The organism is Salinigranum halophilum (assembly GCF_007004735.1).
Lineage (GTDB): Archaea > Halobacteriota > Halobacteria > Halobacteriales > Haloferacaceae > Salinigranum > Salinigranum halophilum.
Window position 1 is genome coordinate 297,465 of sequence record NZ_SSNL01000005.1, and the last position, 24,378, is coordinate 321,842.

General features: G+C 67.0%; 24 protein-coding genes and 3 tRNA genes. 22 read left to right on the top strand and 5 right to left on the bottom strand.

The genetic code is table 11. From position 1 onward, the window contains the following. Positions 1-10 precede the first annotated feature (10 nt). The 3 genes from E6N53_RS13670 (at position 11) to E6N53_RS13680 (ending at position 1,805) form a co-directional block, all read left to right on the top strand. Positions 11-1,045, top strand: a complete 1,035-nt coding sequence (locus E6N53_RS13670; protein WP_142860101.1) for an ATP-binding protein — start codon at positions 11-13, stop codon at positions 1,043-1,045. A 65-nt stretch (positions 1,046-1,110) separates the two neighbouring features. Beyond that, positions 1,111-1,446, top strand: a complete 336-nt coding sequence (locus tag E6N53_RS13675; protein ID WP_136603084.1) for a fluoride efflux transporter FluC — start codon at positions 1,111-1,113, stop codon at positions 1,444-1,446. Further along, the gene (locus E6N53_RS13680) at positions 1,443-1,805 is read left to right on the top strand and encodes a fluoride efflux transporter FluC (RefSeq protein WP_142860103.1); all 363 of its coding nucleotides are present in this window, start codon (positions 1,443-1,445) and stop codon (positions 1,803-1,805) included. The genes E6N53_RS13675 and E6N53_RS13680 overlap by 4 nt, the downstream gene beginning before the upstream one ends. A gap of 7 nt (positions 1,806-1,812) precedes the next feature. On the opposite strand, the gene E6N53_RS13685 is transcribed toward E6N53_RS13680, so the two are convergent. From E6N53_RS13685 to E6N53_RS13695, 3 genes are all read right to left on the bottom strand, one after another. Next, positions 1,813-2,226: a MaoC/PaaZ C-terminal domain-containing protein gene (locus tag E6N53_RS13685; protein WP_142860105.1), complete on the bottom strand. Its 414-nt coding sequence runs from the start codon at positions 2,224-2,226 to the stop codon at positions 1,813-1,815. A 364-nt stretch (positions 2,227-2,590) separates the two neighbouring features. After that, positions 2,591-2,663, bottom strand: a tRNA-Asp gene (locus E6N53_RS13690). 26 nt (positions 2,664-2,689) lie between these two features. Next, positions 2,690-2,762: transfer RNA gene (locus tag E6N53_RS13695), tRNA-Asp, on the bottom strand. A 241-nt stretch (positions 2,763-3,003) separates the two neighbouring features. Here E6N53_RS13695 and E6N53_RS13700 point away from each other — a divergent pair. From E6N53_RS13700 to E6N53_RS13740, 9 genes are all read left to right on the top strand, one after another. Further along, positions 3,004-3,231, top strand: coding sequence for a DNA-directed RNA polymerase subunit H (locus E6N53_RS13700; RefSeq protein ID WP_142860107.1), 228 nt, complete (start codon positions 3,004-3,006; stop codon positions 3,229-3,231). Beyond that, complete coding sequence (locus E6N53_RS13705; protein WP_136590661.1) at positions 3,228-4,796, top strand: DNA-directed RNA polymerase subunit B''; 1,569 nt, start codon at positions 3,228-3,230, stop codon at positions 4,794-4,796. The genes E6N53_RS13700 and E6N53_RS13705 overlap by 4 nt, the downstream gene beginning before the upstream one ends. A 3-nt stretch (positions 4,797-4,799) precedes the next feature. Next, positions 4,800-6,650 carry a DNA-directed RNA polymerase subunit B gene (gene rpoB, locus E6N53_RS13710; RefSeq protein WP_136603088.1) on the top strand — a complete coding sequence of 617 codons (1,851 nt, stop codon included), beginning with the start codon at positions 4,800-4,802 and terminating at the stop codon, positions 6,648-6,650. Positions 6,651-6,685: 35 nt separating this feature from the next. Then, the gene (locus E6N53_RS13715) at positions 6,686-9,622 is read left to right on the top strand and encodes a DNA-directed RNA polymerase subunit A' (protein WP_136590940.1); all 2,937 of its coding nucleotides are present in this window, start codon (positions 6,686-6,688) and stop codon (positions 9,620-9,622) included. Next, the gene (rpoA2, locus tag E6N53_RS13720) at positions 9,615-10,928 is read left to right on the top strand and encodes a DNA-directed RNA polymerase subunit A'' (protein WP_142860110.1); all 1,314 of its coding nucleotides are present in this window, start codon (positions 9,615-9,617) and stop codon (positions 10,926-10,928) included. Before E6N53_RS13715 ends, rpoA2 begins: the two co-directional genes overlap by 8 nt. An 18-nt stretch (positions 10,929-10,946) precedes the next feature. Further along, the gene (locus tag E6N53_RS13725; RefSeq protein ID WP_142860112.1) at positions 10,947-11,375 is read left to right on the top strand and encodes a NusA-like transcription termination signal-binding factor; all 429 of its coding nucleotides are present in this window, start codon (positions 10,947-10,949) and stop codon (positions 11,373-11,375) included. Between the two features lie 184 nt (positions 11,376-11,559). Beyond that, entirely contained in the window at positions 11,560-12,447 is an 888-nt protein-coding gene (locus E6N53_RS13730; protein WP_142860114.1) for a mechanosensitive ion channel family protein, read from the top strand. Between the two features lie 196 nt (positions 12,448-12,643). Further along, entirely contained in the window at positions 12,644-13,072 is a 429-nt protein-coding gene (locus E6N53_RS13735) for a 30S ribosomal protein S12 (RefSeq protein ID WP_103424116.1), read from the top strand. Beyond that, a complete protein-coding gene (locus E6N53_RS13740) occupies positions 13,069-13,683 on the top strand; it encodes a 30S ribosomal protein S7 (RefSeq protein ID WP_142860116.1) in 615 nt (204 codons plus the stop codon). Before E6N53_RS13735 ends, E6N53_RS13740 begins: the two co-directional genes overlap by 4 nt. A gap of 49 nt (positions 13,684-13,732) precedes the next feature. Here E6N53_RS13740 and E6N53_RS13745 read toward each other — a convergent pair whose 3' ends face one another. Continuing rightward, positions 13,733-14,485, bottom strand: a complete 753-nt coding sequence (locus E6N53_RS13745) for a DUF5781 family protein (RefSeq protein ID WP_142860119.1) — start codon at positions 14,483-14,485, stop codon at positions 13,733-13,735. Between the two features lie 212 nt (positions 14,486-14,697). On the opposite strand from E6N53_RS13745, the gene E6N53_RS13750 reads away from it, so the two are divergent. The 8 genes from E6N53_RS13750 to E6N53_RS13785 all read left to right on the top strand — a co-directional run bounded on the left by E6N53_RS13750 (position 14,698) and on the right by E6N53_RS13785 (position 22,731). Then, the gene (locus tag E6N53_RS13750; protein WP_136590668.1) at positions 14,698-16,884 is read left to right on the top strand and encodes an elongation factor EF-2; all 2,187 of its coding nucleotides are present in this window, start codon (positions 14,698-14,700) and stop codon (positions 16,882-16,884) included. A gap of 601 nt (positions 16,885-17,485) precedes the next feature. Beyond that, the gene (locus E6N53_RS13755) at positions 17,486-18,079 is read left to right on the top strand and encodes an amino acid-binding protein (RefSeq protein ID WP_142860122.1); all 594 of its coding nucleotides are present in this window, start codon (positions 17,486-17,488) and stop codon (positions 18,077-18,079) included. Further along, complete coding sequence (locus E6N53_RS13760) at positions 18,076-19,038, top strand: homoserine dehydrogenase (RefSeq protein WP_142860124.1); 963 nt, start codon at positions 18,076-18,078, stop codon at positions 19,036-19,038. The genes E6N53_RS13755 and E6N53_RS13760 overlap by 4 nt, the downstream gene beginning before the upstream one ends. A 343-nt stretch (positions 19,039-19,381) precedes the next feature. Further along, complete coding sequence (gene tuf, locus E6N53_RS13765; protein WP_136590671.1) at positions 19,382-20,647, top strand: translation elongation factor EF-1 subunit alpha; 1,266 nt, start codon at positions 19,382-19,384, stop codon at positions 20,645-20,647. Between the two features lie 3 nt (positions 20,648-20,650). Beyond that, positions 20,651-20,959, top strand: a complete 309-nt coding sequence (gene rpsJ, locus E6N53_RS13770; RefSeq protein WP_103424097.1) for a 30S ribosomal protein S10 — start codon at positions 20,651-20,653, stop codon at positions 20,957-20,959. A 168-nt stretch (positions 20,960-21,127) separates the two neighbouring features. Beyond that, positions 21,128-21,199: transfer RNA gene (locus E6N53_RS13775), tRNA-Ala, on the top strand. Between the two features lie 312 nt (positions 21,200-21,511). Next, a complete protein-coding gene (locus E6N53_RS13780; protein WP_201741154.1) occupies positions 21,512-22,240 on the top strand; it encodes a YqjF family protein in 729 nt (242 codons plus the stop codon). Next, complete coding sequence (locus E6N53_RS13785) at positions 22,237-22,731, top strand: DCC1-like thiol-disulfide oxidoreductase family protein (protein WP_142860126.1); 495 nt, start codon at positions 22,237-22,239, stop codon at positions 22,729-22,731. The genes E6N53_RS13780 and E6N53_RS13785 overlap by 4 nt, the downstream gene beginning before the upstream one ends. A 53-nt stretch (positions 22,732-22,784) precedes the next feature. Here E6N53_RS13785 and E6N53_RS13790 read toward each other — a convergent pair whose 3' ends face one another. After that, the gene (locus tag E6N53_RS13790; protein WP_142860128.1) at positions 22,785-23,201 is read right to left on the bottom strand and encodes a UPF0146 family protein; all 417 of its coding nucleotides are present in this window, start codon (positions 23,199-23,201) and stop codon (positions 22,785-22,787) included. A 39-nt stretch (positions 23,202-23,240) separates the two neighbouring features. Between E6N53_RS13790 and E6N53_RS13795 the strand changes: the two genes are divergently transcribed. Both E6N53_RS13795 and E6N53_RS13800 read left to right on the top strand, forming a co-directional pair. Next, on the top strand, positions 23,241-23,762 hold the full coding sequence (locus tag E6N53_RS13795) for an archaemetzincin family Zn-dependent metalloprotease (protein ID WP_136590676.1): 522 nt from the start codon (positions 23,241-23,243) through the stop codon (positions 23,760-23,762). A gap of 156 nt (positions 23,763-23,918) precedes the next feature. Then, positions 23,919-24,365 carry a universal stress protein gene (locus E6N53_RS13800; RefSeq protein WP_136603098.1) on the top strand — a complete coding sequence of 149 codons (447 nt, stop codon included), beginning with the start codon at positions 23,919-23,921 and terminating at the stop codon, positions 24,363-24,365. Positions 24,366-24,378: the final 13 nt, after the last annotated feature.

Consider the following 24,378-nt stretch of genomic DNA (forward strand, 5'->3'; position numbering starts at 1 on the left):
CCCCGGGACGATGCCCACACACGTACTCGGACGGTCCGACATTCGAGTCGAGGCGGCGAACGGACCGGTCGGTGCGCTCGGGCGGTACCGGGCGCGCGACGGGAGCCACGGTGCGGACGTCGCCGTCGACCTCGACCGCCCGCACGCGGTCCTCGTCGTCGGCAAGCGGGGCTACGGCAAGTCGTACACGCTCGGGGTACTCGCAGAGGAGTGTGCGCGAACACCGGGTGTCGCGCCGGTCGTCATCGACCCGCTTGGCGCTCTCCGTGGACTCGGCGCGTGGGGGCGCGTCGTCTCGGACCCGGCGGTGTGCGCGTCAGCCATCCCGCCGCAGTCGTGGCCCGAGCTCGTCGGTCTCGACCCGACTGCGCCCGCCGGAGCACTCGTCTGGCAGGCGGCGGCGGCTGCGGACACGCTCTCGGGGATGCGGGAACACGTCGAACGGGCGGACGGGGAGCCCGGGGCGAAGCGAGCGGCGACGAACCATCTCGGCCTGGCACAGACGTGGGAGGTGTTCTCGCCGACAGGGCTGGACGCGGCGGCGCTCGTCGCGGACGGGGTGACGGTGCTCGACTGTGCGGGGCTGCCGCCGAGCGCCCGCGACGCCGTGACGTTCGCCGTCGCGCGGGCGGTGTACGAAGCGCGCGTCGCGGACGACCTCGACTGCCTCCCGTGGCTGTTCGTCGACGAGGCGCACGTCGCGTTCGACGGTGTGGCCGGGGCGGCACTCGAAACCCTCCTCACCCGGGGGCGCGCGCCCGGCGTCAGCCTCGTCTGTGCGACCCAACGACCCGGGGCGCTTCCTCCGGTCGCCCCTTCGCAGGCCGACCTCCTCGTCGCCCACCGCCTCACCGCGGAGTCGGACGTGTCGGCGCTTCGAGCGTGCGAATCGACCTACGTCGACGGGACCCTCCGAGAGCGCCTGCCGACGGAACGGGGAGAGGCGCTCGTCGTCGACGACTGCACGGAGTCGGTCCACGTCGTCCGCGTCCGCGAGCGCGAGACGGAACACCGGGGAGCGAGCCCGCGAGCGAGTTCGCTGTGAGCGCCGAGACCGACGCGGGGGCGCGAACCGAAAACGCCGAGTGACGGCGACCGGTCCGGGGAGGTATGAGACCAATCGACCCGCTGTACGTGGGCGTCGGCGGGTTCGTCGGAGCGGTCCTCCGCTGGGGGGTCGGCGTCCTCGTCCCGGGTGCGCCGGGGACGCTCGTGGTGAACGTCCTCGGGAGCGTCGCACTCGGTGCGCTCGTCGCCGTCGCCCCCAGCCATCGGACGCGGGTCCTCGTTGGGACGGGGCTGCTCTCCTCGTTCACCACCTACAGCACGTTCGCCGTCGAGACGGCCGCACTCGTCCCGACGATGGGCCTCCTGAACGTCGGCGCGAACTACGTGCTCGGTATCGCCGCGGCCTTCCTCGGCATCGCCTGGGGGAGTCGGCGATGACGCCGGACCCGTCGCTCTCGACGGCGCTCCTGGTCGGCCTCGGTGGGACGCTCGGCGCACTGGCGCGCTTCGGCGTCGACACCGTCCTCGGCGGCCCTCGAGGGGTGTTCGTCGTGAACGTCCTCGGGAGCGTCGCGCTCGGCGCGCTCGTCACGGCCCCCGTCGACGGTGCGCTCCTGCTCGTCTTCGGCACCGGGTTCTGCGGCGCGTTCACCACCTTCTCGTCGTTCGCCGTCGGCGTCGTCGAGCGTGCACGGACGGGCGAGCGACTGGTCGCAGTCGGCTACGCGCTCTGGATGCTCGTCACCGCGCTCGTCGGGGTCGGACTCGGCGGGAGCGTGGTCAACGCCCTGTGCTGACTCGGCCTCAGCCGTCCGTGTCCGTGTCCGAGCGCCACACGAGCCCCGCGATCTCTCCGCGGAGGACGACTCGCTCCTCCGCGTCGGCCCACGCACTCGCGGTGCGGCGGCACTCGACAGTCGCCGTCAGGTCGTACCGGTCCGTCCGTGTCTCGACGCGCTCCGTCGTCCACTCACAACGGACGGTGTCGCCGGCGTAGACGGGGGTGAGGAACTCGAACGTCATCGTCCGGGCGAGGACCGCGAGTTCACCGCCGATCTCCGTCGAGAGCGTCGCCGTCAACAGTCCGTGGACCATCGGCGGGTCGCGGTCGGTGTGGATTGCCTGTGTGTCGCGCGAGAGGGCGGCGAACTCACAGACCTCCTCGCGGTCGAACGTGCGCTCGACGACGTGGACGTCGCCAGCTTCGGGGGGAGACATCGAACGGGGCGGGATTCGAGGGTGGGGGAGAAAGGTTGTGGGGTCGGCAGCAGCGGGCGGGCGAGGGGTCGCGAACGGCAGGTGCGAATCGGCCGGGGAGGTCGTCGTGACTCGCTCCGCTCGTCTCGCAGGGTCACATCTCTTCGTCGCGTCTGTGCGACTCTACAGGTGGCGAGCGACACGCACAGCGGTCGCTTGCTGTGTTGTGTTCGGCAGAAACGCCCGGAGCGGGATTGTGAACCACGGTCGTTCCGCTCACTGCGTTCGCTCTACTCCCTGTTTCAAACCCGCTCGCTCGGCTCACAGTCCGAACTCGCTTTCGCTCGGCGATGAAACGCCTCGCTGGGGAGTTTGGAACAAAGAGCGCCCGGAGCGGGATTTGAACCCGCGTCACGACCGTGACAGGGTCGTATGATGGGCCACTACACCATCCGGGCTAGCCAGTCCGCAAGTGAAACGACAGCGCCCGGAGCGGGATTTGAACCCGCGTCACGACCGTGACAGGGTCGTATGATGGGCCACTACACCATCCGGGCACTACGCACTCTCCAGTATCCGGGTTTCGTAAATAAGACTTCCCATCTGAACACGGCGTGTGAGACGCTATCGTCGGTCGCTCCGTAAGGCATTTACTTCCGGTTTCCGTGTGTGTAGCTACCAGTCCGCTCGTGGTCGGTGAGCGGCGCTACCCGCACCAGTTGACAAGCGTTAAATGGCTGGCCCAAGAATCCCGCTGTAGTATCTCGTGAGAGCTTCTTCCCATCCACCCCGACATCCATGGTCAACGTAAGCGAACACACCCTAGTCCCAGAGCATACCATCCTCGACGAACCCGAAGTCGAGGAGATGATGGCCGAGTACGACGTCGAGCGGGTGAATCTCCCGAAGATCCGCACGTCCGACCCGGCGCTTCCCGACGAGGCCGAGGTCGGCGACGTCATCGAGATCGTCCGCGACTCGCGAACGACAGACACAGCGGTCGTCTACCGATTGGTGATCGAATGAATCGACAGTCACGACGCACAATCTCCAGAGAGTACTTCTCACAGGAACGGCTCGCAGAACACCACTTCCGCTCGTTCAACAACTTCCTCGACCGCGGCATGCAGGAAGTCGTCGACGAGAAAGAGACCATCGACACCGACATCGGCGACAAAGAGGGCGAAGAGCCGGTGTGGGTCGAACTCGGTGACATTCGTGTCGAGACCCCGCGCGTTCGCGAGGCCGACGGCTCGGAGGAACTCCTCTTCCCCCAGGAGGCCCGCCTCCGCAACATCACCTACGCCGCGCCGGTGTTCATGGAGATGTCCATCGTCCGCGGCGGCGAGGAGGAAGAGGAGGTCGTCCTCGACTCCACCGAGACCAAGGTGGGCCGGATGCCCATCATGGTCGGCTCCCGGAAGTGCAACATCTCGGAACTCTCGGACGCCGACCTCGTCGAGATCGGCGAGGACCCCGTCGACCCCGGCGGCTACTTCATCGTCAACGGCTCCGAGCGCGTCCTCATGACCTCGGAGGACCTCGCACCGAACAAGATCCTCGCCGAGTACGACACGAAGTACGGCGACGAGATCCAGGTCGCGAAGACGTTCTCCCAGCGCCGCGGGTACCGCGCGCTCGTCCTCTGTGAGCGCAACCGCGAAGGGCTGCTCGAAGTCTCGTTCCCCTCGGTTTCGGGCTCCGTGAACTTCGTCACGCTCGTCCGTGCACTCGGTCTCGAGTCGGACGAGGAGATCGTTCACCGCGTCTCGGACGACCCCGAAATCGTGAAGTTCATGCTCGAGAACTTAGAGGAAGCGCCGGTCCAGACCGAGGAAGAGGCCATCGAGGCGCTCGGCAAGCGCGTCGCCGGCGGGCAGGGCAAGAACTACCAGCTCAAGCGCGCCAACTACGTCATCGACCGCTACCTCCTGCCGCACCTCCACGAGGAGGGCGTCGAGGAGGAGGAAGTGCGTATCAACAAGTCGTACTACCTCTGCCGGATGGCCGAGGCGTGTTTCGAGCTCGCGCTCGGCCGCCGCGAGTCCGACGACAAGGACCACTACGCGAACAAGCGGCTGAAAGTGTCGGGCGACCTGATGCGCGACCTCTTCAGAACAGCACTGAACAAGCTCGCACGCGACGTGAAGTACCAGCTCGAGCGGGCGAACATGCGGAACCGGAACCTCACCGTGAACACCGTCGTCCGCTCCGACGTGCTGACCGAACGCCTCGAACACCCCATCGCCACCGGGAACTGGGTCGGTGGGCGCTCGGGCGTCTCACAGCTGGTGGACCGGACGGACTACATGGGCGTGCTGTCGCACCTGCGGCGGCTGCGCTCGCCGCTGTCGCGCTCGCAGCCGCACTTCGAGGCGCGCGACCTGCACGCGACCCAGTGGGGTCGCATCTGTCCCTCCGAGACTCCCGAGGGGCCGAACTGCGGGCTGGTGAAGAACTTCGCACAGGCGATGGAACTGTCACAGAACGTCGAGGACGAGAAGGCGCTCAAACGGGAGCTCGCACACATGGGCGTGCAGGGCATGCCTGGGCTCGAGGGCGTCGAACCGACGACACCGGCGGACGATTAAACAATGGCGCAAGCACGAGAAGCGAAAGTATACGTCAACGGGAGCCTGGTCGGGACCCACGAGGACCCCGACGAGCTCGCAGAACAGATCCGCGAAGCACGACGACGGGGAGACGTCTCCCAGATGGTCAACGTCTCGGTGAAAGACCGGACGCGCGAGGTCATCATCAACGCCGACGCCGGACGCGCCCGGCGTCCACTCATCGTCGTCGAGAAGGGCGAACCGCTGCTCGACGACGAACACATCGAGGCGGTCGACAACGGTGACATCGCGTTCGACGACCTCGTCGACCGCGGCCTCGTCGAGTTCATCGACGCCGAGGAGGAAGAGGACATCCTCGTCGCCGTCGACGAGGAGGACATCGAGTACCACCCCGACGACCCCGACAAGCAGAACACGACGCACCTCGAGATCGACCCGCAGCTCATCTTCGGGATCGGTGCCGGGATGATTCCGTACCCCGAGCACAACGCGTCGCCGCGCATCACGATGGGTGCCGGGATGATGAAGCAGTCGCTCGGGCTGCCCGCGGCGAACTACCGCATCCGGCCCGACACGCGCCAGCACCTCTTGCACTACCCGCAGCTGGCGATGGTCAAGACCCAGACCACGGAGCAGATCGGGTTCGACGAGCGTCCCGCGGCGCAGAACTTCTGTGTCGCGGTCATGAGCTACGAGGGTTTCAACATCGAGGACGCGCTCGTCATGAACAAGGGCAGCGTCGAACGCGGTCTCTCCCGCTCGCACTTCTTCCGGACCTACGAGGGCGAAGAGCGCCGGTACCCCGGCGGACAGGAGGACCGCTTCGAGATTCCGAGCCAGGACGTCCGCGGCGCGCGCGGTGAGGACGCGTACACCCACCTCGACGAGGACGGCCTCGTCAACCCCGAGACGGTCGTCGACGAGAACTCCGTCCTGCTCGGGAAGACGTCGCCGCCGCGCTTCCTCGAAGAGCCGGACGATATGGGCGGCTTGAGCCCACAGAAGCGGCGCGAGACCTCGGTGACGATGCGCTCGGGCGAGTCCGGCGTCGTCGACACCGTGACGCTGATGGAAGGTGAGGACGGCTCCAAGCTGGCGAAGGTCTCGGTGCGCGACCAGCGTATCCCCGAACTCGGCGACAAGTTCGCGTCCCGTCACGGCCAGAAGGGCGTCGTAGGACACCTGGCACCACAGGAGGACATGCCCTTCACCGAGGACGGCGTCGTGCCCGACCTGGTGCTCAACCCCCACGCCCTCCCGTCGCGCATGACGGTCGGGCACGTGCTGGAGATGCTCGGCGGAAAGGTCGGCGCACTCGAGGGACGGCGCGTCGACGGGACTGCCTTCCAGGGCGAGAACGAGGAGGAACTCCGCGGCGCGCTCGAAGACCACGGCTTCAAGTCGTCGGGCAAGGAGGTCATGTACTCCGGCGTCACCGGCGAGAAAATCGAGGCCGAAATCTTCGTCGGCACCATCTTCTACCACAAGCTGTACCACATGGTGTCGAACAAGCTGCACGCCCGTTCGCGCGGGCCGGTGCAGGTGCTCACCCGCCAGCCGACCGAGGGACGCGCCCGCGAGGGTGGCCTCCGTGTCGGCGAGATGGAGCGTGAGGTGCTCATCGGTCACGGTGCCGCGATGGCGCTCAAAGAGCGCCTGCTCGACTCCTCCGACAGAGAGGACGTCTACATCTCCGCCGATACCGGGATGGTCGCCGTCGAGGACGTCGACCAGCGCCGCATCTACGACCCCATCACCGGCGACGAGGACAACATCCACGAGATCGAGGTGAGCTACGCGTTCAAACTCCTCCTCGACGAGATGGTCGCGCTCGGCATCCGACCGCGGCTCGAACTCGAAGACGCAGTCTAACCCTCCCTCCACCCACACACCCACAACACATGTCAATGCAGACACCCAAGGAACTCGGCGGCATCCACTTCGGGCTGATGGACCCCGAGACGTACCGCGATATGTCCGCGACGAAGGTCATCACCGCGGACACCTACGACGACGACGGCTACCCCATCGACATGGGGCTCATGGACCCCCGGCTGGGCGTCATCGACCCCGGCCTGCAGTGTCGGACCTGCGGGCAACACTCGGGATCGTGTAACGGCCACTTCGGCCACATCGAACTCGCCGCCCCCGTCATCCACGTGGGCTTCACGAAGCTCATCCGCCGCCTGCTCCGGTCGACCTGCCGCGAGTGTGGTCGACTCGCGCTCATCGAGGAAGAGCGCGAGGAGTACCGCCAGCAGCTGAAGCGGGCGAAAGAACTCGGCGAGGACCCCAACGACGCGCTGAAGGCAGCCGTGCGACAGGCGCGGAAGGCCAAGCGCTGTCCCCATCCCGACTGCAGCGCCCCACAGCACGACATCAAACACGAGAAGCCGACCACGTACTACGAGGTCCAGGACGTGCTCGCGGCGGACTACTCCGAGCGCATCGCCCAGGCGATGCAGCCCGACCCCGACGACGAGGACGACCGCGGGATGGCTCCGCAAGAGTTGGCAGAGAAGACTGACATCCCGCTCGACCGTGTCAACGAGATCCTCTCGGGGACCTTCCGCCCCAAGTCCGACGCCCGCAAGAAGATCGAGAAGGCGCTGAGCGTCGACCTCACCGAGGAAGACATGAACAAGCTGATGCCCTCGGACATTCGGGACTGGTTCGAGGACATCCCGAACGAGGACATCGAGGTGCTCGGCGTCGACTCCGACCGCGCGCGGCCGGAGTGGATGATCCTCACCGTCCTCCCCGTCCCCCCGGTCACCGCCCGTCCCTCCATCACGCTGGACAACGGCCAGCGGTCGGAGGACGACCTCACCCACAAGCTGGTCGACATCATCCGCATCAACCAGCGGTTCATGGAGAACCGCGAGGCCGGTGCCCCGCAACTGATCATCGAGGACCTCTGGGAACTGCTGCAGTACCACGTCACTACGTTCATCGACAACGAAATCTCGGGCACGCCGCCGGCGCGACACCGCTCCGGGCGGCCGCTGAAGACGCTCAGCCAGCGCCTCAAAGGCAAGGAAGGGCGCTTCCGTGGCTCGCTGTCCGGGAAGCGCGTGAACTTCTCGGCTCGGACCGTCATCTCGCCGGACCCGACCCTCTCGTTGAACGAGGTCGGCGTCCCCGAGCGCGTCGCTCGCGAGATGACGCAGACGATGAACGTCACCGAGCGCAACATCGACAACGCGCGACAGTTCGTCCGCAACGGTCCCGAGGGCCACCCCGGCGCGAACTACGTCCGACGGCCGGACGGCCGTCGGCTGAAGGTGACCGAGAAGAACTGCGAGGAACTCGCGGAGAAGGTCGAACTCGGCTGGGAGGTCAACCGTCACCTGATCGACGGCGACATCGTCATCTTCAACCGACAGCCGTCGCTGCACCGGATGTCCATCATGGCCCACGAGGTGGTCGTGATGCCGTACAAGACGTTCCGGCTCAACACCGTCGTCTGTCCGCCGTACAACGCCGACTTCGACGGCGACGAGATGAACATGCACGCGCTGCAGAACGAGGAGGCGCGTGCGGAGGCGCGCGTCCTGATGCGCGTCCAAGAGCAGATTCTCTCACCCAGGTTCGGTGAGAACATCATCGGTGCCATCCAGGACCACATCTCGGGCACGTACCTGCTGACCCACGAGAACCCCCACTTCTCGGAGACGCAGGCGCTCGACCTGCTTCGAGCGACGAGCATCGACGAACTGCCCGCACCCACTGGCGAGGAGGAGGACGGAACCCCCTACTGGACGGGGCGACAGCTCTTCTCGGAGCTCCTGCCCGACGACCTGAACCTCGAGTTCGACTCGTCCGCGGGCGACACGGTCGTCATCGAGGACGGCCAACTCGTCGAGGGGACCATCGACGAAGACGCCGTCGGTGCCTTCGGCGGCGAGGTCGTCGACACCATCACCAAGGTGTACTCGAAGACGCGTGCTCGCGTGTTCATCAACGAGGTCGCGGCGCTGGCGATGCGCGCCATCATGCACTTCGGGTTCTCCATCGGGATCGACGACGAGTCCATCCCGGAGGCGGCGAACCAGCAGGTCGACGAGGCCATCGCCTCGGCGTACGAGCAGATTCAAGAGCTCATCGAGGTGTACGAACAGGGCGAGCTCGAGTCCTTACCCGGAAGGACGGTCGACGAGACCCTCGAGATGAAGATCATGCAGCGCCTCGGCAAGGCGCGTGACTCCGCCGGTGAGATCGCGGAGGACCACTTCACCGACGACAACCCGGCCGTCATCATGGCTCGCTCGGGCGCGCGTGGGTCGATGCTGAACCTCACGCAGATGGCCGGCTGTGTCGGCCAGCAGGCAGTCCGCGGCGAGCGCATCAACCGCGGCTACGAGGACCGCACGCTGAGCCACTACCAGAAGGACGACCTCTCGGCCGACGCCCACGGCTTCGTCGAGAACTCCTACCGTGCGGGGCTCACCCCGCGGGAGTTCTTCTTCCACGCGATGGGTGGCCGCGAGGGGCTGGTCGACACGGCAGTCCGGACCTCGAAATCCGGCTACCTCCAGCGCCGACTCATCAACGCCCTGTCCGAGTTGGAGGCGCAGTACGACGGCTCCGTCCGAGACACCTCGGGTACCGTCGTCCAGTTCGAGTTCGGCGAGGACGGCACCTCGCCCGTGAAGGTCTCCTCGAAGGAGGAACACAGCATCGACATCGAGAACATCGCCGACCGCGTCATCGAGGCCGAGTTCGCCTCCGACGAGGAGAAGGCGCGCTTCCTCGGTGAGTCGGAGCCGCCGACGAACCTCTCGGAGTACGCGGGGCCAGGACTCGACAAGGCGCAGGGCCTGGGGGTGGAGTCGGATGACTGACGACGTCGACCCCACCACCGAGTACGAGTACGTCACCGAGGACATCGAGGTCGTCGTCGAGGACACCGAACTCCCGCGTCGGCTGAAGACGCAGGTGTACGAGGTCGTCGAGCGACGCGAGGGTGTCACGGTCGAGCAGGCGGACGAGATCGCCCGCGCCGCCGAGACGCGGTACCTCGACACGCGGGTCGACCCGCTCGACCCGGTCGGGACCGTCTCGGCGCAGTCCATCGGCGAGCCCGGGACGCAGATGACGATGAACACGTTCCACTACGCGGGCGTCGCGGAGATCGACGTGACGCAGGGGCTCCCCCGGCTCATCGAACTGGTGGACGCGCGGAAGACGCCGGACACCCCGATGATGACCGTCTACCTCGACCCCGACCACATCGAGGAACGAATCGCGGAGGTCGACGACCCCGACTACGGCGAGCGCGACGTGGCCCACGAGGTCGTCTGGCAGATCGAGGCGACGAAGATCCTCGCGCTGGGTGACGTGTCGACGAACGTCGCGGACATGCTCGTCAACATCGACCTCAACGAGGACACCCTTCGAGAACGGTGGCCCACGGCGGACGACGTCGGAACCGTCGCCCAGGAGATCGCCCAGGAGATCGAAGACGCCCTCGGCGTCGAGACGACGCGGATGGGGACGGTCATCGAGTTCGGCCCGAAGCAGCCCTCGTACCGTCAGCTCCTCCAGTTGGTAGAGGAACTGCGCGACATCGTCTTCAAGGGTATCGAGGAGGTCTCCCGCGTCGTCATCCGTCGTGAGAAGACCGAGGCGGACGACGACGAGGAGGAGTTCGTCCTCTACACCGAGGGGTCGGCGTTCGGTGACGTGCTCACCATCGAGGGCGTCGACGGCACCCGCTCGACGTCGAACAACATCCACGAGGTGTACCGTCAACTCGGCGTCGAGGCCGCCCGCGAGGCCATCATCAACGAGACGATGGAGACGCTGGAAGAACAGGGGCTCGACGACGTGAACGTCCGCCACCTGATGCTGGTCGCGGACATCATGACCAACCGGGGGACCATCGAGTCCATCGGTCGCCACGGCATCTCGGGCTCGAAGGACTCCGTCCTCGCCCGCGCGGCGTTCGAGGTGACGGTCAACCACCTCCTCGACGCGGCCATCCACGGCGAGATGGACGACCTCGACGGCGTCATCGAGAACGTCATCGTCGGCAAGCCGGTCGCCATCGGGACCGGCGACGTCAACCTCCGGATGGGCTCTATCGACGCCGACGTCGAGACGCCCGAGACCGACGCGACGGCCAGTCCCGAGCCGTCGGACGACTGACCAGGAGTCGAGACAGCGATGCGCGTCACCCTCTCTGACACCGCCCGGCAGTTCATCGCCCTCTTCGAGGACGTCACGGGCGCGACCGCACGGGACTGTCTCGTCCACGAGGACGACGGTGGGCGCGTGACGTTCCTCGTCGCGGCGGGCGAGATGGGCCAGGCCATCGGTCCGGGAGGGAGGCGCGTCCAGCAGGTCGAAGAGAAACTCGGCCGTGAGGTCACGCTCGTCGAGGACGCCGACACCGCCGAGGCGTTCGTCGCGAACGCGCTGGCCCCGGCCGTCGTCACGCACGTCACGGTCTCAGAGCAGAACGACCGCGTGGCGTACGTCGAGGTCGACGCCGCCGACCGCGGCGTCGCCATCGGTGCCGGCGGGAAGAACATCCGGACCGCCCGGGAGTTGGCGCGGCGGCACTGGGACCTCGACGACGTCCAGTTGACCTGAACGCCACACGGTTCCGATTCGAATCGCCGAGCGTCCCGTTCGTGAGCGGACGGTCCGGCGAGTCCGCACGGAACAGACCGGCCGCGAGAGTCGGGACGAACGGCGTCGTCTCCGCCTCGCCATCGCCGCTGCTCGACGGACACACACCTGACAGGTTTTTGCTCCCGGCGGGGCCAGAGGCTCTATGGAACACGTCCTCGTCGCACAGACGGTCCCGGGAGTGCCGGTCGGCATGGAGTCGTTCGAGGAGGCCGCGGTCCGGACGCTGGGGTTCTTCGTGGGGGCGATACTCGTCTACGTCGTCGGGCGACTCCTCGTCCTGCCGACGGTCACGAGACTCGTCCACGCGCGGAACCAGAACAACCCGACCATCGAAACCGCCACCGAGACGTACGTCCACGTCCTCGTCGTCGTCTTCGCGATAGTCGCGGGGGTCGTGGGGGCCGGGTACGGTGGGGTGTTGACCGATGCGTCGATCATCATCGCCGCTGTCTCGCTCGTCGTCGGCGCGGCGAGCCAGAACGTCATCGGCTCGCTCGTGTCGGGGCTCTTTCTCATCGCGGACCGCGACTTCAACGTCGGCGACTGGATCGCCTGGCCGGGGGGCGAAGGCATCGTCGAGGCGGTCGACTTCCGCGTCACTCGCGTCCGGACGGTGAACAACGAGACCATCACCATCCCCAACACCGAGCTGACGACGAACGCGCTCACACGACCCTACGGGAGAGAGCGGTACCGCATCACCGAACAGCTCGACATCGCCTACGCGGACGACGCCGAGTTGGCGCTGATGACGCTCGTCGAGACCGCCCGCGAGGACGAGCGGGTGCTCGACGAGCCGTCACCCACCTCGCGCATCGTCGCGTTCGGGGGAACCTCGCCCACGCTCCAGGTGGAGTACTGGGTGTCCGACCCGATGGACGTGAACCTCGTGGAGGTCAAGTCGGACTTCCGCCGCCGGGTGAAACGGCGGTTCGACGAGGAGGGACTCACACTGGGACCGGCGTCGGGACACGAGCTCTCGGGTGAGCTGTCTGTCGACGTGCGCGAGCGCGAGAGAGAACGGAGCTGAACGGCGGGGCTGAGCGGAGAGCCGAGAGACGATTTCTCCCGGCGGCTCGTCACCTGCGCGCCGCGGAGAGCGCGTCGTTCTGGCCGTTCGAAACGGCCTCAGAATCCTCCTCAGGGGGTCCTACGCGTCGCTGCGGGCGTCTCGCCGAGTTCGAAAGAGGAGGCTTAAGTAGCTCCATCAGGAAGTGGAGGCTACCATGGCGAACGGCAAATACGCCGCGCGCAAACTCAAGCAGGACCGCCAGCAGCGTCGGTGGTCCGACTCGAAGTACGCGCGACGCGAACGCGGTCTCCGGAAGAAATCGGACCCGCTCGAGGGTGCCCCGCAGGCGCGAGGCATCGTCCTCGAGAAGGTCGGCATCGAAGCGAAGCAGCCCAACTCGGCCATCCGAAAGTGTGTCCGGGTGCAACTCATCAAGAACGGCAAACAGGTGACCGCCTTCTGTCCCGGCGACGGTGCCATCTCGTTCATCGACGAGCACGACGAGGTCACCATCGCGGGCATCGGTGGCGCGAAGGGTCGTGCGATGGGTGACCTCTCGGGCGTCAACTACAAGGTCGAGAAGGTCAACGGCGTCTCGATGATCGAACTCGTGCGCGGGAACGCGGAGAAGCCAGTCAGATGAGCGACGCGGAAGCCCCCGAGCCGGAGTCCCCTGCCGACAGCGAGGAGGCGCGTTCGAACGCCCTCCTGTTCGGCGTCTGGGACGTCTCCGAGATCGAGTACACTGACCCGTCGACGAAGCGATACATCGCGGTGACCCCCATCGCCCACACGATGGGCCGCCACGCCTCGAAACAGTTCAAGAAGTCCGAGATCAGTGTCGTCGAGCGGCTCATCAACCGTCTGATGCAGACCGAAGACAACACGGGTCACAAGCAGAAGACGATGAAGATCGTCCGTGAGGCGTTCGAGATCATCCACGAGCGCACCGAGGAGAACCCGGTGCAGGTGCTCGTGACCGCGATTCAGAACGCCGCACCCCGCGAGGAGACCGTCCGCCTGAAGTACGGTGGCATCTCCGTCCCGCAGGCCGTCGACGTCGCCCCCCAGCGCCGTGTCGACCAGGCGCTGAAGTTCATCGCCGAGGGCACGAAGCGCGGCTCGTACAAGTCGAAACAGAGCGCCGCCGAGGCGCTCGCCACCGTCCTCATCGGCGCGGCCGACTACGACATGCAGTCGTACGCCATCAGCCAGAAGGAAGAGCGCGAGCGCGTCGCCGCCGCCGCCCGCTAACCTCGTCTCTCGTCTTTTTCGTTCTCGCTCTCGGGTGGTGAGCGGCCGCTCAGTCCGCGGCCTGCTGTTCGCGGATGCAGTAGTCGCGGGTGACGTCGACCAGCGCCTTCCGATAGTCGCTCGCGGTGGGGTCGTCGGCGAGTGACGCGAAGTGCGATTTGAACCGGTCGAGCCCCACCTCGGGCGCGTCGTCGGCGGCGGCGTGCGCGAGGTCGTAGAGGCGGTGGCCCGGTTCGAGGAGGTCGTGACGCTCACAGAGCGCGAGCGCGAAGGCCGCGTTCACGGCGGTGATTTCGGGGTCGGCGGCCGGGGAGATACGCCGGGAGTCGGGGCGGGGGGCCGCCGGTCGGTCCGACAGTGCCGCCGCGAGTTGTGACTCGAAGAAGAGCACGAGTTTCTCCGCGGGCGCGACCGAGAGCGTGAGGTCGTCGGCGTAGATGTCCTTCATGTGATTCGCGATCTGATAACAGTGCGCGAGCTTTCGCCGTTCGACGGAGCGCCCCGCGAGCGCGAGGAAGAGCGCCTCCTCGGTCTGTTGGACGTGAGAGGGGTGTGACTCCTCGTAGCGCGCCATGTGGGCGAGTTCGTGGAGGGCGAGTTCGCGCGCCATCGCACTGGTCGCCGCCTGCTGGGAGATGTTGAGGACGTGGTGGTCGGGGTAGTGGCCCGCCCAGGTCCGCTCGTCGGGGTCACCGCGCACGTGGACGCGCACGGGCAACTCGAGGGAGAACTCGGTCTCGAACAGGTCGGCCGCACTCAGAAACGGGTCCGGCGGGGCGGAGCCCAGTACTCGGATATCCATGCGTACCGGTACCACGGTCCGCGCGGGTATGATTCTTCTGCCCCCCGTCGGCGGACGGAACAGGCGAGTCGGTGACGGCCTGGGACCTGTCAGAGTGCCTCACCGAGGGTCGTGCTAAACACCGGCACAGGCCCGCAGCGTGGCTCCAGACCCTCGATTTCGTCTCCGGCAAAACACTACCCTTTTGTCCCTCCTTTCGGTAAGACTCGGTAATGGGCCGACGAAAGAAGATCGTACAAGAGTGCGAGAAGCTGATGGACAAACCGGAGAACATCCGGAACATCGCCATCGCTGCGCACGTCGACCACGGGAAGACGACGCTCTCCGACAACCTCCTCGCGGGCGCCGGCATGATCTCCGACGAGACGGCCGGCCAGCAGCTCGCGATGGACACGAAGGAGGACGAGCAAGAACGCGGAATCACCATCGACGCGGCGAACGTCTCGATGACCCACGAGTGGAACGACCAGAACCACCTCATCAACCTCATCGACACGCCGGGCCACGTCGACTTCGGTGGCGACGTGACGCGGGCGATGCGCGCCGTCGACGGCGCGCTCGTCGTCGTCGACGCCGTCGAGGGCGCGATGCCGCAGACCGAGACGGTCGTCCGGCAGGCGCTCCGCGAGGGCGTCAAGCCGGCGCTGTTCATCAACAAGGTCGACCGCCTCATCAACGAGCTCCAGGAAGGGCCTCAGGAGATGCAAGAGCGGCTCCTCGACGTCATCTCCGACGTCAACGAGCTCATCCGCGGGATGACCCAGGACTACGAGGACCGAGACTGGACCGTGTCGGTCGAAGACGGCACCGTCGCGTTCGGGTCCGCCCTCTACAAGTGGGGTGTCTCCGCGCCCTCGATGGCCGAGACCGGCGTCGGCTTCTCGGAGGTCATCGAGATGGAGCGCAACGACCAGCGGCAGGAACTGCACGAGCAGACGCCGCTGTCGGACGTCGTGCTCGACATGGTCGCCGAGCACTTCCCCAACCCGCTCGAAGCACAGCCACGCCGTATCCCGACCATCTGGCGCGGTGACTCCGAGTCGGAACTCGCCATCCAGATGCGCGACGTCGACGACGACGGCGAAGTCGTCTTCATGGCGACGGACATCTCGATGGACCCCCACGCGGGCGAAATCGCGACGGGTCGCGTCTTCTCCGGGACCATCCGCAAGGGCCAGGAGCTGTACGTCTCCGGTACCGCTGGCAAGAACCGCGTTCAATCAGTGGGCGTGTTCATGGGCGGCGAGCGCGAGGAACTCGACCGTGGTGTCCCCGCCGGGAACATCGCGGCCGTCACCGGCCTGCGCGACGCTATCGCCGGCTCCACGGTTTCGAGCGTGGAGATGACGCCGTTCGAGTCCATCGAGCACATCTCCGAGCCGGTCATCACCAAGAGCGTCGAGGCGACGCGCATGGACGACCTGCCGAAGCTCATCCAGACGCTCCAGCAGGTCGCGAAGGAAGACCCGACCATCCGCGTGGAGATCAACGAGGACACCGGCGAGCACCTCATCTCCGGGCAGGGTGAACTCCACCTCGAGGTCATCACCCAGCGTATCCAGAAGAACCAGGGCATCCCGGTCAACACCGGTGAGCCCATCGTCGTCTACCGCGAGGCCCCGACGCAGGAGTCCCGCGAGGTCGAGGGCGTCTCGCCGAACCGTCACAACAAGTTCTACATCACCGTCGAGCCCCTCTCGGAGGACATCGTCGACGCCATCAAGCTCGGCGACGTCGCGATGGACATGCCCGAACTGGAGCGCCGTGAGGCGCTGCAGGAACTCGGCATGGACAAGGACACGTCCCAGGACGTCGAGCACATGTTCGGGACGAACATCCTCATCGACGACACGAAGGGTATCCAGCACCTCAACGAGACGATGGAACTCGTCGTCGAGGGGATGGAAGAGGCGCTCGAGGACGGTCCGCTCGCCGGCGAGCCGGTCCAGGGTGCGCTGCTTCGCCTCCACGACGCCCGACTCCACGAGGACACCATCCACCGCGGTCCCGCACAGGTCATCCCGGCCGTTCGCGAGGCCGTCCACCGCGCGCTCATCGACGGCGAGGTCCGCCTCCTCGAGCCGATCCAGGACGTCCGTATCGACGTCCCCTCGGAGTACATGGGCTCCGCCTCGGGCGAGATTCAGGGCCGCCGCGGCCGCGTCGACGACATGTACCAGGAGGGCGACCTCATGGTCATCGAGGGCATCGCGCCCGTCGAGGAGATGATCGGCTTCTCCTCGGACATCCGCTCGGCCACCGAGGGCCGTGCCTCCTGGAACACGGAGAACGCCGGCTTCCGCGTCCTCGCGGACAACCTCCAGACGGAGAAGATCACGGAGATCCGCGAGCGGAAGGGCATGAAGCTCGAACTGCCGCCCTCCGTCGACTACATCTAACGCCGACGACTGGCCGGTCCGCTCGGACCCGCCGCAGACGTTTCGACCGTCGTTCTCTTCTCACAGCGACCGACGCGTTCGCGTGTCGGTGCGGCCGACACAGCAGTCGCGAAGTCGTCTCTCCGAGCGCCCCGAACGGAGCCTACTATCCGTGGTTTCGACAGTCGAGAGCTTCGATGGACCGTAGTCGTCGTCCACACGGGTGTCCGCGACACCGGCGACGGCGTGCCGGACCCGAGGCCGCCGTCGTCGGAGGGAGACGGACGTCACGCCGCCGACCCACGTGAGCGGGCGTGGGCTGTGGCTCGCACAGTCGACCGCGGAGGCGAACAGCGGAGCGGGGCGGGTCGAGGCGGACGCGGGCGGTGACCGTGCCGACGCCGTCACACCGGCGCTGTCACACCGGCGTGGAACGTCCAGGGGACGTGAGGGCAGCGCGGTCCGCAACCGACGGAGGCTTATACCGCGACGCAGAACACCCTGCTACAATGCGAACGGGTACGTACTCCCCGAGACGCATCGGCACGGAGCGACGACCAGCGGGCTCCCTGCCGGGGACAACAGGGGGGAGCCGTACCCTCCTGCGGGGAGGTGAGCGGCGGTGACCGAAGCCACGAGCGAACCCGACGAGGCCGGCGAGGCCGACGCGCCCCGTCAGGAGCCCGAGACCGACGGCGGGGAGCGCCCACAGGCACACACCGTCCGTCTGGAGCTCGCCGACGAGCCGGGACAGTTGCTCGCCGCGCTCAAACCCATCGCGGACAACGGCGGGAATCTCCTCTCGATCTTCCACGAGCGGGGGAACATCACTCCGCGCGGGCGGATTCCCGTCGAGGTCGACCTCGAGTGCCCACCGGACCGCTTCGAGGGTATCGTCGACGCACTGCGGGGTGAGGGAATCAACGTCATCCAGGCCGGAGCGGAACGCTACGGCGAAGAGCTGAGCATCCTGCTCGTCGGTCACCTCGTGGATACGGACCTCTCGGATACGCTCCACCGCATCGAGGAGTCGACGGCAGCGTCGCTGTCGGACCTGTCGCTGTCGGCCCCGGAAGGGACCGACGAGCCCTCGAGCGCGCGGCTTCGACTGGCGACGCGACCCGGCCAGACCGAAGCGGCACTCGAGTCCGTCCGGGAGATCGCGGCCGAGAAGGAGCTGAACGTCATCGAACCGCTCACGGAGGGCGCGAAATGAGCCTGCGACTCGCCGTGCTCGGTGCGGGTGCCGTCGGCGGCAGCGTCGTCGAACTCGCCGCGGAGTACGGCCACGACGTGGTCGCTTTCGCCGACTCCTCCTCGGGCGTCGTCGACAGCGACGGTGTCGAGGGTGAAGCCGCGTTAACGCGGAAGAACCGCGAGGGCGTCGTCGGCGACGCCGACCCCGACGACGTGCTGTCGGCCGACTACGACGTCCTCGTCGAGGCGACGCCGACGACCCTCGGTGACGCCGAGCCCGGCTTCTCGCACTGTCTGCACGCGCTCGAACGCGACCGCCACGTCGTGCTCGCGAACAAAGGGCCGGTCGCCGAGCGCTACGCGGACCTCCGGGCTGCCGAACGAGACAGCGCCGGTGACGTGCTGTTCGAGGCGACCGTCGGCGGGGCGATGCCCGTCCTCTCGACGATCGCCGACTACGGTCCGGCACACATCTCCGCCGCCCGCGGCGTCCTCAACGGGACGGCGAACTTCGTCCTCTCGCGGATGGCCGCGGAAGGACTGGGCTACGAGCACGTCCTCGCGGAGGCACAGGACCTCGGGGTCGCCGAGGCGGACCCCTCCTTCGACGTGGAGGGGACCGACGCGGCGCTGAAGTGCGTCATCCTCGCGAACGTCCTCAGCGAGGCACGCGGCGGTGACGTCTTCAGTCTCGACGACGCCGAGGTGTCGGGTATCAAGGACATCCCCGGGAGCGCGCTCGACCTCGCGACGGAGGACGGGCGGACCATCCGCCTCATCGGCGAGGCGACGCCCGAGCGCGTGCGCGTCGGGCCGCGACTCGTCCCACAGCACGGCGCGCTCGCGGTGACGGGAACGCAGAACATCGTCCAGTTCGAGACCGAACACGCAGGGCAGCTCAACGTGAGCGGCCGCGGCGCGGGCGGACCGGAGACGGCGACGGCCGTCCTCGCGGACGTCACGCGACTGGACCGGTAAGCAGCGCCGCGTTTCCAGCGTTCTCTCCGCACGTTCCCGCCCGACAGCGGCCGGCCCCAGTACCGGCGGCGAACGTACGAACCGGTCGCTGGCGGGGGGACGCGAGTCATCCGACAGCTCGTCGAGAGCAACGGCCACAGCGACGAGAGTGGGGTGCTGAGTCGACCATCGCTCGGGGGCGGAGGACACTCCGTGGCGGGCGGTGTGAGGACCCTTCCGTGACGTATGCGGACGGGGCACAAACCGCCTGACAGCGCCGGAATCGGCCGTGTGGCGTATCGAAATCGTTTTACGGGTCACAGGCAAAAGCTTCCCACAGAGCGCCTTAGCGCGTGACTTCACCATGAGTGACAAACCGCATCAGAACCTGGCCATTATCGGCCACGTTGACCACGGAAAGAGTACGCTGGTCGGCCGCCTGCTGTTCGAGACAGGCTCCGTACCAGAGCACGTCATCGAGCAGTACCGAGAAGAGGCCGAGGAGAAGGGCAAGGGTGGCTTCGAGTTCGCCTACGTGATGGACAACCTCGCCGAGGAGCGCGAGCGTGGTGTCACCATCGACATCGCCCACCAGGAGTTCGACACGGACGAGTACTACTTCACCATCGTCGACTGCCCGGGCCACCGTGACTTCGTCAAGAACATGATCACGGGTGCCTCGCAGGCCGACAACGCGGTCCTCGTCGTCGCCGCCGACGACGGTGTCGCACCGCAGACCCGCGAGCACGTCTTCCTCGCCCGCACGCTGGGCATCAACGAGCTCATCATCGCGGTCAACAAGATGGACGTCGTCGACTACAGCGAGGACACCTACGGAGAGGTCAAAGAGGAAGTCCAGAAGCTCCTCAAGCAGGTCCGCTTCAAGTCCGACGACGCGACGTTCGTCCCCATCTCGGCGTTCGAGGGCGACAACATCGCCGAGCGCACGGGCAACATGAGCTGGTACGACGGCCCGATCCTCCTCGAGGCCCTCAACGACCTGCCCAAGCCGGAGCCGCCGACGGACGCGCCGCTGCGACTCCCCATCCAGGACGTCTACACCATCTCGGGCATCGGTACCGTCCCCGTCGGCCGTATCGAGACGGGAACGCTCAACCCCGGTGACAACGTCTCCTTCCAGCCGTCGGACGTCGGCGGCGAAGTGAAGACGGTCGAGATGCACCACGAAGAGGTCCCGCAGGCCGGCCCCGGTGACAACGTCGGGTTCAACGTCCGTGGCGTCGGTAAGGACGACATCCGCCGCGGCGACGTCTGTGGCCCTGCCGACGACCCGCCGACGGTCGCCGAGACGTTCAAGGCGCAGATCGTCGTCATGCAGCACCCCTCGGTCATCACCGCCGGCTACACGCCGGTCTTCCACGCCCACACGGCGCAGGTCGCGTGTACCATCGAGGCCATCGACCAGAAGATCAACCCCAAGACGGGCGAGGTCGCAGAGGAGAACCCCGACTTCATCAAGTCGGGTGACGCCGCGGTCGTTACCGTGCGTCCCCAGAAGCCCCTCAGCATCGAGCCGTCCGGCGAGATTCCCGAGCTCGGCAGCTTCGCCATCCGCGACATGGGTCAGACCATCGCCGCCGGCAAGGTGCTCGAGGTCAACGAGCGATAACAGATGCAGCAGGCACGCGTCCGACTCGCCGGTACGAGTCCCGAGGACCTCGACAGCATCTGTGGCGACGTCCGCGAAATCGCCAACAAGACGGGGGTCAACCTCAGCGGGCCCATCCCGCTGCCGACGAAGACGCTGGAAGTGCCGACCCGCAAATCCCCCGACGGGGAAGGGACCGCGACGTGGGAGCACTGGGAGATGCGTGTCCACAAGCGTCTCATCGACATCGACGCCGACGAACGCGCGCTGCGGCAGCTGATGCGCATCCAGGTCCCCAACGACGTCTCCATCGAGATCGTCCTCGAGGACTGAGCGCTAAGGCAACCTCGTCTCTCGATTTCTCTCTCCGTTCGAACGACGCGGAGCGTCAGCGCTCCCGACGGCACGCACGCGAATCGACGCACGCTGACATCGAGAGGGGTTCGCATCCCTGCGATGAAACAGAACGCTCAAGTGCCGTGCCGGACTTTCGTCGAGTGCGGGCTCGTAGATCAGTGGCAGATCGCTTCCTTCGCAAGGAAGAGGCCCCGGGTTCAAATCCCGGCGAGTCCACTACTTTTCGCGGCGTAACGCGACGAGCGGAGCGAGTCGCCAGCGCCGCGTGACGGAGTGTCTGTTCGAGACGGGGTTTGAACCCTGCCAGTCGCGCGCAGCAAACGAAGTGAGCGAGCACGTCTGGCTCCGGTTCAAATCCCGGCGAGTCCACGATTGAACGAACAGAGTGAGTGAAGAAGTGGACTCGCCGTAGTCCCACTCGCTTCGCTCGCGGGGCTCCCGGCGAGCCAGTCTGCGTTGTCGTATGACTGACGACCGGTTTCGGCCCCGTGGCGTAACAGTAACCCCTACCGACGCCCTAGCAAATCCATGGTTCCACTCGCGATGGGCTGGCGACATCTGCTCTTCGCCAACTATCCCGTTCCACCCGAAACCGTCGCCGCGCATCTGCCCGACGCCCTGACCGTCGACACCTTCGACGGCGACGCGTGGCTCTCCGTCGTTCCGTTCACCAACGTCGACGTTCGCCCGAAGGGGCTCCCCGCGTCGGTCGGTGTCGACCTCCCCGAACTCAACCTGCGGACGTACGTCACCTGCGGCGGCGAACCTGGCGTCTACTTCTTCAGCCTCGACGCACAGGGTCTCCTCTCGGTGCTCGGCGCGCGCCTCTTCCACCGCCTGCCGTACTACTACGCCCGCGTCTCGCTCACGAGTGACGGGGACGGCGGCGTCCGCTTCGAGAGCCGCCGCCTCCACCCCGGTGACAGGCCGGCGCACTACACGGCGACCTACCGGCCGAGCGGCCCGGCGTTCGAGTCGAGCGAAGACCCGAGAGCGGCGTTTCTCACCGAACGGTACCGCTTCTACACGCAGGGGGCGGACGGCGCGGTGCGCTACGCGAACGTCGACCACGAACCGTGGACGCTGTATCCGGCGACGGCCACCGAGGAGACGAACACGCTGTTCGCGGCCGACGGCTTCGCCCACCCCACGTCGGAGCCGACCTACTACTACAGTCGCGGCGTCGACGTCCACGCCTCGCGCAGCCGGCGGTGGGACGGGGCGGCAGAGCGGGTCGGCGTGGAGGTCCAGCCGTGACCGAGGACGAGGCCGGTGCGCGCGACGACACGGTCGAGACGGAGACCGACGCGCGTGCCGCCCGTGAGTCGGTCGACCTCGAAGCCGCCGTCGCCGAGGGGCCCGTGCTCTTCTTCGACGGCGTCTGTAACCTCTGCAACGGGGCCGTCCAGTTCGTCATCGAGCACGACCCCGAGGGACGGATTCGGTTCGCGTCGCTGCAGTCGGACGTCGGGCGTGCCGTACTCGACAGCGTCGGCCTCCCTGACGACGAGTTGGAGACGGTCGTCCTCGTGGAGGGCACGCGGGCCTACACGAAGTCGGCCGCGGCCATCCGGGTCTGTGAGTTGCTCGGCGGCGTCTACCGGGCGGCGAGCGTCGGGTGGCTCCTCCCGCGACGGCTCCGCGACTGGCTCTACACCGTCGTCGCCGAACGCCGCTACGAGTGGTTCGGGCGGAAGGACCAGTGTATGGTGCCGACCCCGGAGCTGCGTGAGCGGTTCGTCGAGTGAGTGGCCGTCACCCCCGTCGACGGAGGTGACGCTGACGCCGAGTTCGCGAGCCATCAGCGACCGTCGGAGTGGCGGGCGACGTACAGCGTCTCCGCGTCGAGCGTCACTCGTTCGACGGGGACGGTCGGCTGGTCGCCCCCGAGCGTCGTGAAGAGGAAGTCCGCACCGGCGGCGTGAGCGACGTCGCGCGCAGGACGGTGGAGTTCGGGGGGGAGGTTGAGCGCGTAAACGGCGTCGACGGCGTACAGCGAGTCGACGCCCGCGCCGCGTTCCGCGCGGGCGACGACGTCGTCGCGGACGAACCGCACGCCGTCGGGGACCGACCGGGCGTAGAGGTCCGTCGCGGTCACGTCCGTCCCCCGGTCGACGAGCGCTGCGGCGACGTCAGTCCGTCGCCCGACGCCGACCTCGACGACCCGGGCGTATCGGGAGAGATAGTCGGCGAGGGCGGCAGTCGTCGGACGGCTCACGGCGGGATGTTTATGACCGACCCCTGCTTAACTCCGTCCATGCTCGTCGATATCGTACCGATCGGGGACGTCCCCGCGCAGGTCAAACGGGAGGCCTCCGCCGCGCTCCGGTCCGTCTACGACTGCGACGTGACCGTCCACGAGGAGCAGTCGCTCCCCGACGGTGCGTACGACCGCAGCCGAAACCAGTACCGGGCCGAGGAGTTCATCGAACTCGCCTCCCGAACCGGCTCCGCGGAGAAGAACATCGGCATCACGACCCAGGACCTCTACTACCGCCGGCGCAACTACGTCTTCGGACTCGCGTACCTCAACGGCAACGGCTCCGTCATCTCGACCGCACGTCTGCAGACCTCTTCCGACGGCGGCATCTCGACGAAGCCCTCCAGCGAGGTGTTCGCCGACCGCGTCCGCAAGGAGGTCGTCCACGAGATCGGCCACACGCTGGGATTAGAACACTGTGACAACTCCAAATGCGTGATGTCCTTTTCCCCGACGGTCCGCGAGGTCGACGTGAAAGAGGAGAACCTCTGCGGCACCTGCTCTCGCCTCATCCGCTGACCGTCACCGCTGTTCCGCTTCACCTCCCGTCTCGCCCTCCACGCCGAGACATCTCCCCGACGGGAGCGTCCGCGAAGCGCCGGGGGACAGTCGGTTCGTCTTCAGCCCGTGAGAACCGCCGACAAGTAATTGTCCACCGGTGGGCTATCATCTCGCATGACATTTCTAGTGGCGGTCGACGGGTCGGAGGCGAGCAAGCACGCCCTCGCGCACGCGACAGACCTCGCCGAACGGCTCGGTGAGAGTCTGCTCGTCGTCCAGGCGGTCGAACCGGCGGTCGTCGACGTCGGCGGAGACGAACCCGACGGGTTCGACGACACCGCTGGTCGACTCGTCGCGAAGGCGGTCGAAGACGCCGAGGCGGACGCCGAGCGGGTCCTCGAAGCGGCGAGAGACCACGCGGCGAACGCGGGCGTGGAGGTCGAGACCGAACTGCTGTACGGGTCGCCGCTGCAGGTCATCCCGGACGTGACCGAGCGCGCGGACGTCGAGGGCCTCTTCGTCGGCCACCGCGGCCTCTCGGGGCGGTACGAGGGGCTCGTCGGGAGCGTCGCGAAGGGGCTCGTCGAGCGCTCGCACGTCCCCGTGACGGTCGTCCGGTAATCGGAGCACGAGA